The organism is Streptomyces sp. DSM 118878, from assembly GCF_052936595.1.
In genome coordinates, this window is sequence record NZ_CP193622.1 from 2,577,756 (window position 1) to 2,589,377 (window position 11,622).

13 protein-coding genes and 1 pseudogene are annotated in these 11,622 nt (G+C 72.4%); 1 reads left to right on the forward strand and 13 read right to left on the reverse strand.

Features of this window, described 5'->3' with window-relative positions; translation table 11 throughout:
* Positions 1-78: 78 nt before the first annotated feature.
* The 11 genes and pseudogenes from lgt to hisI all read right to left on the reverse strand — a co-directional run.
* Positions 79-1,097 (reverse strand): annotated as a pseudogene (gene lgt, locus ACRAKF_RS11210) (prolipoprotein diacylglyceryl transferase); the annotation flags it as partial.
* 104 nt (positions 1,098-1,201) lie between these two features.
* Positions 1,202-1,981, reverse strand: coding sequence for a DsbA family protein (locus ACRAKF_RS11215; protein ID WP_447036804.1), 780 nt, complete (start codon positions 1,979-1,981; stop codon positions 1,202-1,204).
* 95 nt (positions 1,982-2,076) lie between these two features.
* A complete protein-coding gene (gene trpA / locus ACRAKF_RS11220; protein WP_447036805.1) occupies positions 2,077-2,892 on the reverse strand; it encodes a tryptophan synthase subunit alpha in 816 nt (271 codons plus the stop codon).
* Positions 2,889-4,178, reverse strand: a complete 1,290-nt coding sequence (trpB, locus tag ACRAKF_RS11225; RefSeq protein ID WP_447036806.1) for a tryptophan synthase subunit beta — start codon at positions 4,176-4,178, stop codon at positions 2,889-2,891. Before trpB ends, trpA begins: the two co-directional genes overlap by 4 nt.
* Positions 4,179-4,313: 135 nt before the next feature.
* Positions 4,314-4,478, reverse strand: coding sequence for a tryptophan biosynthesis modulator TrpM (gene trpM / locus ACRAKF_RS11230; protein ID WP_447036807.1), 165 nt, complete (start codon positions 4,476-4,478; stop codon positions 4,314-4,316).
* An 8-nt stretch (positions 4,479-4,486) separates the two neighbouring features.
* Positions 4,487-5,296: an indole-3-glycerol phosphate synthase TrpC gene (gene trpC, locus ACRAKF_RS11235; RefSeq protein ID WP_447036808.1), complete on the reverse strand. Its 810-nt coding sequence runs from the start codon at positions 5,294-5,296 to the stop codon at positions 4,487-4,489.
* Between the two features lie 145 nt (positions 5,297-5,441).
* Positions 5,442-5,876: a DUF2752 domain-containing protein gene (locus ACRAKF_RS11240; RefSeq protein ID WP_447041922.1), complete on the reverse strand. Its 435-nt coding sequence runs from the start codon at positions 5,874-5,876 to the stop codon at positions 5,442-5,444.
* A gap of 167 nt (positions 5,877-6,043) precedes the next feature.
* The gene (locus ACRAKF_RS11245; protein WP_447036809.1) at positions 6,044-6,292 is read right to left on the reverse strand and encodes an HGxxPAAW family protein; all 249 of its coding nucleotides are present in this window, start codon (positions 6,290-6,292) and stop codon (positions 6,044-6,046) included.
* Between the two features lie 106 nt (positions 6,293-6,398).
* The gene (locus ACRAKF_RS11250) at positions 6,399-7,049 is read right to left on the reverse strand and encodes a TIGR02234 family membrane protein (protein WP_447036810.1); all 651 of its coding nucleotides are present in this window, start codon (positions 7,047-7,049) and stop codon (positions 6,399-6,401) included.
* A gap of 7 nt (positions 7,050-7,056) precedes the next feature.
* On the reverse strand, positions 7,057-8,565 hold the full coding sequence (locus ACRAKF_RS11255) for an anthranilate synthase component I (RefSeq protein WP_447036811.1): 1,509 nt from the start codon (positions 8,563-8,565) through the stop codon (positions 7,057-7,059).
* Positions 8,566-8,576: 11 nt separating this feature from the next.
* Entirely contained in the window at positions 8,577-8,987 is a 411-nt protein-coding gene (gene hisI / locus ACRAKF_RS11260; RefSeq protein WP_447036812.1) for a phosphoribosyl-AMP cyclohydrolase, read from the reverse strand.
* Between the two features lie 82 nt (positions 8,988-9,069).
* Here hisI and ACRAKF_RS11265 point away from each other — a divergent pair, with 82 nt between their 5' ends.
* Positions 9,070-9,705, forward strand: a complete 636-nt coding sequence (locus ACRAKF_RS11265; RefSeq protein ID WP_447036813.1) for a TIGR03085 family metal-binding protein — start codon at positions 9,070-9,072, stop codon at positions 9,703-9,705.
* A gap of 6 nt (positions 9,706-9,711) precedes the next feature.
* On the opposite strand, the gene ACRAKF_RS11270 is transcribed toward ACRAKF_RS11265, so the two are convergent.
* Positions 9,712-10,959 carry an MFS transporter gene (locus ACRAKF_RS11270; RefSeq protein ID WP_447036814.1) on the reverse strand — a complete coding sequence of 416 codons (1,248 nt, stop codon included), beginning with the start codon at positions 10,957-10,959 and terminating at the stop codon, positions 9,712-9,714.
* An 11-nt stretch (positions 10,960-10,970) separates the two neighbouring features.
* Complete coding sequence (locus ACRAKF_RS11275) at positions 10,971-11,564, reverse strand: winged helix-turn-helix domain-containing protein (protein ID WP_447036815.1); 594 nt, start codon at positions 11,562-11,564, stop codon at positions 10,971-10,973.
* Positions 11,565-11,622 lie beyond the last annotated feature (58 nt).

Sequence of the window (11,622 nt, forward strand, 5' to 3'; positions counted from 1 at the left end):
CCGCCGGATCACACGATCCGGCGGCCCCGTCGACGTACGACCAGCGCGTGTCAGCTCTTCTCGGCCGACTCGGACTTCGACTCCGGCTTTGTCTCCGGCTTCGACTCCGGCTTTGTCTCCGGCTTTGTCTTCAGCCCCGACTTCGGCTCCGACTTCGCGGCCGAGGCCGACTCCGCCTCGGGCTCCTTGCCCTTGGCCGGCTTCGCGGCACCCGCGGCGACCTCGGACTTCGCGGGCTTCGAGTCCCCCGTGGAGACCCCGTCGCCCTCGCCGTCGGAGGCGGCGACAGGCTCGACGATCTCCTCGCGTCCCGGGCGCGTCCGCGCCGAAAGGACCAGGTAGACCACCGCGAGCAGGAAGACCACGATCGCGGTCCACACGTTCAGACGCAGGCCGAGGACGTGGTGGGCGTCGTCCACCCGCATGTACTCGATCCAGCCGCGCCCGGCACAGTACGAGGCCACGTACAGCGCGAACGCCCGCCCGTGCCCGAGCTTGAAGCGCCGGTCGGCCCAGATGACGAGCAGGGCGACGCCGATGCACCACAGCGACTCGTACAGGAACGTCGGGTGGTAGGTGCCCGGGACCCGGCCGTCCTCCGAGGACGTGATCTTCAGCGCCCAGGGCACATCCGTGGCCTTGCCGTACAGCTCCTGGTTGAACCAGTTGCCCCAGCGGCCGATCGCCTGGGCGAGGGCGATGCCCGGGGCCAGCGCGTCGGCCCAGGCCGGCAGCGGGATGCCCCGCCTGCGACAGCCGATCCACGCGCCGACCGCGCCGAGCGCGATCGCGCCCCAGATACCGAGGCCGCCCTCCCAGATCTTGAAGGCGTCCACCCAGTCACGGCCCTCGCTGAAGTACAGCTGGTAATCCGTGATCACGTGGTAGAGACGCCCGCCGACGAGGCCGAACGGCACGGCCCACACGGCGATGTCGGCCACGGTGCCGGGCTGGCCTCCGCGTGCGACCCACCGCTTGTTGCCGAGCCAGACGGCCACGAAGACGCCGATGATGATGCAGAACGCGTAGCCACGCAGCGGAATGGGGCCGAGTTCGACCACACCGCGCGAGGGACTGGGGATAAAGGCAAGGTCCATGGCAGGACCGACGCTACCGTGCCCGGCGGCCCAGACGGGAACCAGCCCGGCTACGGGTCCATAACAGGCGCCCGCCCGGGGGCCCTGGCGCCCGCCCGGGGGCCCTAACTCCCGTTCGCCTCCTGCACCAGTTGCCGCAGCTTCGCCGGGGTGAGCGGATTCCGCTGGTCGCCGAAGATGTTCTTGCCGTCGAGCTTCACGGTCGGGGTGCCCTGAAGCTTCGCGTCCTGGAAGGCCTTGTGGGACTTGGCGACCCACTTGTCGTGCTTGCCGTCCTTGACGCACTTCTTGAACGTGTCGATGTCGAGGCCTTCGACGTCACCGGCCAGCTCGATCAGTTTGTCGTTGTTCCCGAAGGCGTCGTCCTGCTCGGCGGGCTGGTTCTTGAACAGCACGTCGTGGTACTCGGGGAACTTCCCGGCGTCCTGGGCGCAGCCCGCGGCATTGGCCGCGCGGAGCGAGCCGCTGCCGCCCATGTTCCCGTCGATGAGCGTCGCCAGGTGATACTCGACCTTGAGCTGCCCCTTGTCGGCGAGCTCGTGGATCGTCGAGCGGTAGGTGTCCTCGAAGCCCTTGCAGGCCGGGCAGCGGAAGTCCTCCCAGATGGTGAGCGTCGACTTCGCGTTCTTGTCGCCCAGCGGGAGCGTCAGCGAATCCTTGCCCGTCGCGCCCTTGGGGACGCTCACCGGACCCGATGTGTCGCTCTTGTCGTCGTCGGAGCCGGCGGCGAGCAGGCCCACCACGGCGGCGAGACCGAGCACGCCGACCACCGCGGCGCCCACGATCAGCGCCCGGCGCTGCTTGTCGCGCGCCCGCTGCCGCCGCCGCTCCTCGGCCACCCGCTCGCGGGCCGTTCGCTTTCCCTCACGGTTCTTCTCACTCACACCCCGCCAACGAACCGGGGAGGCACGAGCGTGCCTCCCCGGTCCAGGTCCACCCGTACGAGTGAGGCCCGCGGAGGGGCCTCCCGCACGGGCGGCTACGCCTTGCCGCGGACCCCGGCGGCGAGTTCACCGGCGAGCGCCCGCACGGCGGCGAGCCCCGCGGCCTCGTCCTTCGCGTCCAGCATCCGCTGCACGAAGGCGGAGCCGACGATCACTCCGTCGGCGAAGCCCGCGACCTGGGCGGCCTGGCGCGCGTTGGAGACGCCGAGGCCGACGCAGACGGGCAGTTCGGTGGTGGCCTTGGTGCGCCGCACCAGCTCCTGCGCCTGCTCACCGACGGACTCGCGGGTGCCCGTGACGCCCATCAGCGACGCCGCGTACACGAAGCCGGAGCCCGCCGCCGTGATCGTGGCGAGCCGCTCGTCCCTGCTGCTGGGCGCGACGACGAAGACGGTCGCGAGGCCGTGCTTCTCGGCGTGCTCCCGCCACAGCGCGGACTCCTGGACCGGCAGGTCGGGCAGGATGCACCCGGCGCCGCCCGCCTCGGCCAGCTCGGCGGTGAAGCGCTCCACGCCGTAGCGGTCGATGGGGTTCCAGTACGTCATGATCAGCACCGGCTTGCCGGTCGCCTCGTACGCCTCGCGGACGGTGCGCATCACGTCGCGGATCTTGAGGCCGCCGCGCAGGGCGATGTCGTCGGCGGTCTGGATGACCGGGCCGTCGAGCACCGGGTCGCTGTGCGGCAGGCCGACCTCGACGACGTCGGCGCCGCCCTCGAAGGCCGCCTTGACCGCCGCGATGCCGCCGTCGACCGTCGGGAACCCCGCGGGCAGATAGGCGATGAGCGCGGAGCGTCCCTCGGCCCCGGCGGCCGCGAGGGTGTCGTCCAACAGCTGCTTGTTGCCGCTCACTTGGCGTCCCCCTCGATCTCCGCACCGGTGGCGGGCGTGCCGTCCGCCGCTACGGCGGCGTCCGTGTCGTACAGGCCGAAGTACCGCGCGGCCGTGTCCATGTCCTTGTCGCCGCGCCCGGACAGGTTGATGACGATCAGCCCGTCCTTGCCGAGCTCCTTGCCGACCTCGATGGCGCCGGCGAGCGCGTGGGCGCTCTCGATGGCCGGGATGATGCCCTCGGTCCTGGAGAGCAGCCGCAGCGCCTGCATGGCGGCGTCGTCGGTGACCGCCCGGTACTCGCCGCGCCCGCTGTCCTTGAGGTAGGCGTGCTCGGGGCCGATGCCGGGGTAGTCGAGGCCGGCCGAGATCGAGTAGGGCTCGGTGATCTGGCCCTCCTCGTCCTGGAGTACGTACGAACGGGAGCCGTGCAGGATGCCCGGCTCGCCCGCGGTCAGCGTGGCCGCGTGCTCGCCCGTCTCGACGCCGTGCCCCGCGGGCTCGCAGCCGACGAGGCGGACGTCCGCGTCCGGGATGAACGCGTGGAAGAGGCCGATGGCGTTGGAGCCGCCGCCCACACAGGCGATGGCGGCGTCGGGCAGCCGCCCGGCGCGCTCCAGGATCTGCCGCCTGGCCTCCACGCCGATCACGCGGTGGAAGTCGCGCACCATGGCGGGGAAGGGGTGCGGTCCCGCCACGGTCCCGAAGAGGTAGTGGGTGCGGTCCACGTTGGCGACCCAGTCGCGGAACGCCTCGTTGATGGCGTCCTTGAGGGTGCGGCTGCCGGACTTCACGGCGACGACCTCGGCGCCGAGCATGCGCATCCGGGCGACGTTCAGGGCCTGGCGCTCGGTGTCGATCTCGCCCATGTAGATGGTGCATTCGAGGCCGAAGAGCGCGCAGGCGGTCGCGGTGGCGACGCCGTGCTGACCGGCGCCGGTCTCGGCGATGACGCGGGTCTTGCCCATGCGCTTGGTGAGCAGGGCCTGGCCGAGCACATTGTTGATCTTGTGCGAGCCGGTGTGGTTGAGGTCCTCGCGCTTGAGGAAGACGCGGGCGCCGCCCGCGTGTTCGGCGAAGCGGGGCACTTCGGTGAGGCTGCTGGGGCGGCCGGTGTAGTTGACCATGAGGTCGTCGAGCTCGCGGGCGAACTCGGGGTCGCTCTTGGCCTTGTCGTACTCGACGGCGACCTCGTCCACGGCGGCCACGAGGGCCTCCGGGATGAACTTGCCGCCGAACGCGCCGAAGTAGCCTTCGGCGGTGGGGATGTGACCCTCGGGGTCCGGGATGAAATACTCGCTGGGCATGGCGGAATCCTCGCTAGGACTGGCGTTGACGTATTTCACGCGTGCGCCCTGGCGCCGTTGCTGGTCAGGATTGATGGCGACTGCGGCCCGTCGTGGGCTTGTCGCGCGGTTCCCCGCGCCCCTTGCAGGGGCGCTTCAGCTCGCGGCGGCATTCGGGGCGCCGCGTCGCCATCGCATCCCGGGGATCTGGCCCGGTTCCGAACCGATGTGATACCGCACTCGCCTGCCCCGCACGCGGCGCGCCGGGGCCCGGCAGCCGCGAGGGCGGCAGCCGGGGGCCAGGCGGGCGGCGATCGGCATCGGGTGGGTCAGCTCCGTCCGTGGCGCAGCGCCGGGTGGGCGCCCGCGGCGACGAGGTCGGAGACCGCGGCCCTCGGGTCGCGCCCGGTGACCAGGGACTCGCCCACGAGCACCGCGTCGGCGCCCGCGTTGGCGAAGGCGATCAGGTCGTGCGGTCCGCGGACACCGGACTCGGCGATCTTGACGACGCTGTCCGGCAGCTCGGGCGCGATGCGCTCGAAGGTGGAGCGGTCGACCTTGAGGGTCTTGAGGTCGCGGTTGTTGACGCCGATGACCCGGGCGCCCGCGTCCACGGCGCGCTCGGCCTCCTCCTCGTCGTGCACCTCGACGATCGGCGTGAGGCCGATCGACTCGGCGCGCTCGATGAGGGACTCCAGGGCGGGCTGGTCCAGGGCGGCCACGATGAGCAACGCGACGTCGGCGCCGTACGCCCTTGCCTCCCACAGCTGGTAGGAGGTGACGATGAAGTCCTTGCGCAGGACGGGGATGTCGACCTTGGCGCGGACGGCCTCCAGGTCGGCGAGCGAGCCGCCGAAGCGGCGCTCCTCGGTGAGCACGGAGATGACGGCGGCGCCGCCCGCTTCGTAGTCCGCGGCGAGCCCTGCGGGGTCGGCGATCGCGGCGAGCGCTCCCTTGGAGGGGCTGGAGCGCTTCACCTCGCAGATGACCTTGACGCCGTCGCCGCGCAGGGCGGCCGCGCCGTCCTTGGCCGCGGGAGCCTTGGCCGCGCGCTCCTTCAGCTCGTCGAGGCTGACGCGCGCCTGCCGCTCGGCGAGGTCGGCACGGACTCCGTCGATGATCTCGTCGAGCACACTCACGCGAGCGGTCCCCTTCCCTGACGGTTGAAGCTGGTCACTGCGATGGTATCCGCAGGAGGGCGAAGCCTTCGCATCCGGTTGACGCCCATCCCACGACCTGGACATACGTCACTCGCGCGGCCTGCGCGTCCAGGGATGCGGCCGTTCAGGGATGCAGCCACGATCCGAACGGCAGATTGCGTACGAGGGTGAAGAGCGCGATCAGCGCGCCGAGGCCCCAGAGCCCGGCCGTGCCCAGCTCGATCCGCAGGGGTCGCCCGCGCACCGTACGAATCACCCATACGGTCCAGATCGCGGCGAGGACGACGTAGCCGACGACGGCGAGGGCGTTGGCGCCGAGGGCCGTGGTGAGGTCGCCGTGGACGAAGGCGTGGGCGCTGCGCAGGCCGCCGCAGCCGGGGCAGTAGACGCCGGTGAGGCGCAGGAGCGGGCAGGCGGGGTAGTGGCCGGGCTCGTTCGGGTCGACGGCGCCGACGTAGGCGAAGGCCCCGGCGGCCGAGGCGAGCAGGGCGCCGGGGACAAGCAGACGGGCCAGGACACCGGCCCTGCGCCCGCGCCCGCCGACCCCGCTTCCCGGCATGGGCTCGACTCCGGCGCGGTCGGTTCCTGCGCGGTCGGCTTCGGCGTGGTCGGTTTCTGCGGTCACCCGGGCATTCTGCCTCGCGGACGGGCCCGGCGCCCGGTGCCGGACACACGAAGAGGCGGCCCCCGGCGACCGCCGGACCGCCTCTGGACGCGTGCGGAAGCTCAGGCCTTGGCCTTGGCCTTGGCCTTGGAGCCCGTGGCCTGACGAGGCGGGCGCCGCTTCTCCTGGCCCATGCCCGCGGCGCGCATGGCCATGCCCACGAGGCCGCCGAGCACGACGATGGCCATGCCGGCCCAGAACCCGGGCACGTTGGCCATCACCATGAAGGCACCCGCGACGCAGAAACCGACGAAGGCGATGATGACACCGGTCCAGGCGGCCGGGGTGTGTCCGTGGCTGCTGCCCGCCATGACTTACTCCTATGTGCTGTATGCGTGGTGGTGGGTGGGAGGCCCACCGCGAGTCGGACGCTCGCCGACATTGTCCCGTACCCGTGCGTATCCCGTGAGCGCGGGGTCACGCTTCGCGCGTCGGGTCCTCGCCGCGGTCCAGGGCCTTCCACAGTTCCTCGGGCCGCTCCGGATCCGGGGCCGGACGCGCCTTGCGGGGGCTCGGCGAGCCGTCGCGTTCGTAACGCCCCGACATCGCGGGCCACGAACGGCCGTAGGTGAGCGCGAGGAGCCCGGCGAGCAGGATCAGGACGCCCGCCCCTACGGCGGCGTACGGCCATCCGGTGTGGGAGAGGCCGTGGATGGTGGCGGCGGCGTCGCCGGAGGCGGTGGCGGCCTTCTCGTCGAGCGCGGCGTCGTCGTCGGCGCCGAGCAGGGCCGCGGCCACGATCCCCGCACCGCTCAGCGTGAGCAGCAGGGAGACCAGGACACGTCCGGTGCGGCGGACCGCGAAGATCGCGACCAGGGCGGCGAGGCCCACTATCGCGAGGGCCGCGGGGACGCCCGTGACGTCGCTGCCCCTGGCGGACAGCGGCAGGGCGCCGCCCGCCACCGAGGCGGTCCCGTGGGCCCAGTCCTGGCGGGAGGCGAGGAGCGCGAGGGCCGCGCCGACGGAGCCGAGCAGCAGCGCGGCGCCGATGCTGCGCCTGCTGCCGCGCTGGGCCGGGGTCTCGGCGGTCGGCGCGTCGGTTCGGGGCGATGGCACTGCGGAAGTCACCTGTCCACTATCCCTCACCGCTCCCCGTGGCGCGCAGGCGGTTCGCCGTGTGGATGGCGCGCAGCACCGCGGCGGCCTTGTTGCGGCACTCGTTGTCCTCGGCGACGGGGTCCGAGTCGGCGACGACTCCGGCTCCGGCCTGCACGTACGCCGTGCCGTCGCGGAGCAGGGCGGTGCGGATGGCGATGGCGGTGTCGGAGTCTCCCGCGAAGTCGAGGTAGCCGACGCAGCCGCCGTAGAGCCCGCGGCGGGACGGCTCCAGCTCGTCGATGATCTGCATGGCGCGGGGCTTGGGGGCACCGGAGAGGGTGCCCGCGGGGAAGCAGGCGGTGAGCACGTCGAAGGCGGTGCGGCCCTGGGCGACCTGGCCGGTGACCGTCGAGACGATGTGCATGACGTGGGAGTACTTCTCGACGGACATGAAGTCGACGACCTCGACGGAGCCCGGCTCGCAGACCCGGCCGAGGTCGTTGCGGCCGAGGTCGACGAGCATCAGGTGCTCGGCGCGCTCCTTGGGGTCGGCGAGCAGTTCGTCGGCGAGCGCCTGGTCCTCGCGCGGGGTGGCGCCGCGGTGGCGGGTCCCGGCGATGGGGTGCACCATGGCCCGCCCGTCCTCGACCTTGACGAGGGCCTCGGGGCTCGAACCGACGACGTCGAAGCCGTCGAGGCGGAAGAGGTACATGTACGGCGACGGGTTGGTGGCCCGCAGCACGCGGTAGACGTCGAGCGCGCTCGCCGTGCAGGGGGTCTCGAAGCGCTGCGAGGGGACGACCTGGAAGGCCTCGCCGGCGCGGATGCGCTCCTTGATGTCCTCGACGGCCTCCTGGTACTGCTCGCCGCCCCACAGCGCGGTGTACTCGGGCAGCTCGGAGGGCGGCAGCGCGGCCGGGGGCTGGGCGACGGGCCGGGAGAGGTCGGCCTCCATGGCGTCGAGGCGGGCGATGGCGTCGGCGTATGCCTCGTCGACACCGGAGTCGAGGTCGTTGTGGTTGATCGCGTTGGCGATCAGCAGGACCGAGCCGTCCCAGTGGTCGAGTACGGCGAGGTCGCTGGTGAGCAGCATGGTCAGCTCGGGGAGCCGGAGGTCGTCCCGCTCGCCGGGGCCGATCTTCTCCAGGCGGCGCACGATGTCGTAGCCGAGGTAGCCGACCATGCCGCCGGTGAAGGGCGGGAGGTCGTCGGCGCTGACCACGTCACGCGGGGTGTGCAGCAGGGCGATGGTGGCGCGCAGCGCTTCGAGCGGGTCGCCGCCGGTGGGGACGCCGACGGGCGGGGTGCCGACCCAGTGGGCCTCGCCGTCGCGGACGGTGAGGGTGGCGGCGCTGCGGACGCCGACGAAGGAGTACCGGGACCAGGACCTTCCGTTCTCGGCGGATTCGAGAAGAAATGTTCCGGGGCGTTCGGCGGCGAGCTTGCGGTAGAGGCCGACGGGGGTGTCGCCGTCCGCGAGGAGCTTGCGGCTGACGGGGATCACTCGGCGGTCGGACGCCAGCTTGCGGAAGGTCTCGAGGTCCATGGCAGCAGACCCTACTGACCGGCGGCCGTGCCGCCGGACGCGTCCGGCGCGGAGATGCCGGACAACGGCAGCACGTCGGAGTCGAAGCAGGTGCGCGTGCCGGTGTGGCAGGCGGCGCCGACCTGGTCGACCTGGACGAGGACGGTGTCCGCGTCGCAGTCCAGGGCGACCTCCTTGACGTACTGGAAGTGTCCGGAGGTGTCGCCCTTGACCCAGTACTCCTGGCGGCTGCGGGACCAGTAGGTGCACCGTCCCGTGGTCAGGGTGCGGTGCAGCGCCTCGTCGTCCATCCAGCCGAGCATCAGCACCTCGCCGGTGTCGTACTGCTGGGCGATGGCGGGGAGGAGCCCGTCGGCGCTGCGCTTGAGTCGCGCGGCGATCCGCGGGTCGAGGCCGCTGCTGGGCGGGGGCACGCTGGTCATGCGCCCATTGTGCCGCGCGTGGGGCGGGGGCCGGGCACCCGTCCACTGTCCGGACCGGGTGGGCGGTCGTAGGCTTGGGCGTATGTCGACCCATGCGAAGCGTGAACGACTTCTCCTCGCCGACCTGTTGGAGGCGGAGGGGCCGGACGCCCCCACTCTGTGCGAGGGCTGGAAGACCCGGGACCTCGCGGCCCACGTGGTGGTGCGCGAGCGCCGTGCGGACGCCGCGGGCGGGCTTTTGATCAAGCAGCTCGCCGGGCGCCTGGAACGGGTGCAGGCCGAGTTCGCCGCGAAGCCGTACGAGGAACTGATCCAGCTGATCAGGACCGGCCCGCCGCGGTTCTCCCCCTTCTCCCTCAAGCAGATCGACGAGGCCTCGAACGCCGTCGAGTTCTACATCCACACCGAGGACGTGCGCCGCGCGAGTCCCGACTGGGTCCGGCGCGAACTGGACCCGGTCTTCGCGGACGCCCTCTGGTCCAGCCTGGAGCGCACGGCCCGCCTGATCGGCCGCAAGGCCCCGGTGGGCCTGGTCCTGCGCCGCACCGACGGCCAGACGGCGGTGGCCCACCGCGGCACCCCGGTGGTCACGGCCACGGGCGAGCCCTCCGAACTCCTCCTGTTCGCGTACGGCAGGCAGAGCGCCGCCGAGGTGGACCTGGACGGCGAAAAATCAGCCATCGCCACCCTCCAGGAGACGAAGCGGCTGGGGCTGTAGGGACCATCAGCGACGGGGCAGTTCGGCGCGGCGCAGGGCGCGGGAGCAGAGGCCGATGACACCGGCCGACGCGGTCAGCGCCGCGCACGCCACGAAAACCGGCGCGATGCCCCACACCCCGATCGCGGCGCCGACCACGGGGTAGCTGAGCGGCGAGAGGCCCAGCGTGAAGAGGCTGGACACCGAGGTGACGCGGCCGAGATAGGCCGGGTCGGTGACGGTCTGGAGCAGCGCACCGCACAGGGCGCCGCAGAGCCCGAGCAGCAGCCCGAGGAAGACGGCGGCCACGACCGCCCCCGCCACCGAGGGCACGAGGCCGAGCGCGGCGGTGGCGGCGGCCCCGGGGAAGACCACCCAGCACAGCACTGCCCCGGCATGCGGCATCCGTCCGCGCACGGCGAGCAGCATCGAGGCCAGCCCGGCGCCCACACCGAACCCGGCGATGACCCACCCCTGGCCGGCCGCGCCCCAGCCGCGCTCCTGCACGAGCAGGACGAGACCGATGTTGGCGGGCCCGGCGAAGCCCAGCTCGCCCACGGCGATCACGGCCATCAGCGGGGCGAGCACCCGGTGGCCGCGGATGTACCGCAGCCCGTCGGCGAGTTCACGCCAGGGTGACGCGGGCTCCCCCGCCGCCTCGGTGGGCAGTTCTCGTACGCGTACGGCGAGCAGCAGCGCCAGGGACGCGGCGAAGAGGACTCCGGCCGCCCCGAAGGCCGCCGCCGAGCCGCCCGCCACGACCGCGATGCCGCCCAGGGGGCCGCCGACGACGGTGGCGATACGGGCGGCGACCCCGCGCATCCCCTGCACCCGGCCGAGCTGGCCCGGCGTGGTGATGCGCGGCGGCAGGGCTCCGACGCTCGGCAGGAACAGCGCGTCCACGGCTCCGAAGAACAGGGCGACCGCGGCGAGGGCCCAGATGCCGGGCGCGGAGAGGAGGAGCAGCGCGGCCACCCCCAGGATCACCAGGCACCGCACGGCGTCGCTGCCGATGACCACGCGGCGCGGCCCGAACCGGTCGGCGATCACGCCGCCGCCGAGCATGAGCGCGGCCCTCGGTACGGCCCCGACGGCGAGGACGAGCCCGGCCTGGGCGGGGCTGCCGCTGCGGGCCGCGGCCCAGGAGAGCGCCACGAAGTAGACGCTGTCGCCGATCATCGACGCGGTGTAGGCGCCGAGCCAGCGCAGGACGTTGCCGTCGCGGTGGGCGGGCGGTGCCGCGACGGCGGCCGCGGGTAAGCCGGTGGTGGACATCTCCGCGTGGCTCACAGTGACCGGAACGGGAACGACTGGAGGTACATGAGCACCTTCTCGCGCCCCTCGGTCTCCCCCGCCTCCTCGGCCGCCTCGGCCCGCCGCTCGTGCGCGCGGATCACGGCGTGCAGTTCCTGGGTGAGCGCGGTGAGTTCGGCCGGGGTGAAGCGGGCGAGGAAGTCGGAGTCGTCGGCGGCCGAACGCCACTCGGGGGTCCATGCCGCGCGCTGGTCGAGCCAGATGCCGTAGAGGTCGGCGCGCTGGGCGTGGAGGGTGCGGTTCACCGCCGCGAGAGCGGCGGCCTTCTCCGGGGTGTCCTGGAAGTCCTCCGTGTGGAACGCCAGTACCTCCTGGGCAAGCACCCACCACCGCTCCCGCCCGTCCCCGCGCTGTGCCTGCGGCGCCTCCTCGATGAGTCCGTGCTCTGCGAGCTTGCGCAGGTGGTAGCTGACGAGCGAGACGGCCTCGTCGACTTCTTCGGCGAGCTGCGAGGCGGTGGCGGTGCGGGCCACCTTCAAGGCTCCGTAGAGCCTCAGGCGCAGGGGGTGCCCGAACGCCTTCAGAGTCCCGAGGTCGGTCACGCGGCGGCGCTGCTGCTTGGTCATGCCCCGACCGTAGATACGCAAGAAAAGTTGCACAATATAAATTGCACAACTTTTCTTG

Excerpts from the sequence above, each read along its gene's own strand:
- trpB (WP_447036806.1), bottom strand. The coding sequence starts at position 4,178 with ATGCCCAGCGAGTATTTCATCCCGGACCCCGAGGGTCACATCCCCACC.
- trpM (WP_447036807.1), bottom strand. The coding sequence starts at position 4,478 with ATGCCGATCGCCGCCCGCCTGGCCCCCGGCTGCCGCCCTCGCGGCTGC.
- ACRAKF_RS11240 (WP_447041922.1), bottom strand. The coding sequence starts at position 5,876 with ATGCCGGGAAGCGGGGTCGGCGGGCGCGGGCGCAGGGCCGGTGTCCTG.
- ACRAKF_RS11245 (WP_447036809.1), bottom strand. The coding sequence starts at position 6,292 with ATGGCGGGCAGCAGCCACGGACACACCCCGGCCGCCTGGACCGGTGTC.
- ACRAKF_RS11255 (WP_447036811.1), bottom strand. The coding sequence starts at position 8,565 with ATGGACCTCGAGACCTTCCGCAAGCTGGCGTCCGACCGCCGAGTGATC.
- hisI (WP_447036812.1), bottom strand. The coding sequence starts at position 8,987 with ATGACCAGCGTGCCCCCGCCCAGCAGCGGCCTCGACCCGCGGATCGCC.
- ACRAKF_RS11265 (WP_447036813.1), top strand. The coding sequence starts at position 9,070 with ATGTCGACCCATGCGAAGCGTGAACGACTTCTCCTCGCCGACCTGTTG.
- ACRAKF_RS11270 (WP_447036814.1), bottom strand. The coding sequence starts at position 10,959 with ATGTCCACCACCGGCTTACCCGCGGCCGCCGTCGCGGCACCGCCCGCC.
- ACRAKF_RS11275 (WP_447036815.1), bottom strand. The coding sequence starts at position 11,564 with ATGACCAAGCAGCAGCGCCGCCGCGTGACCGACCTCGGGACTCTGAAG.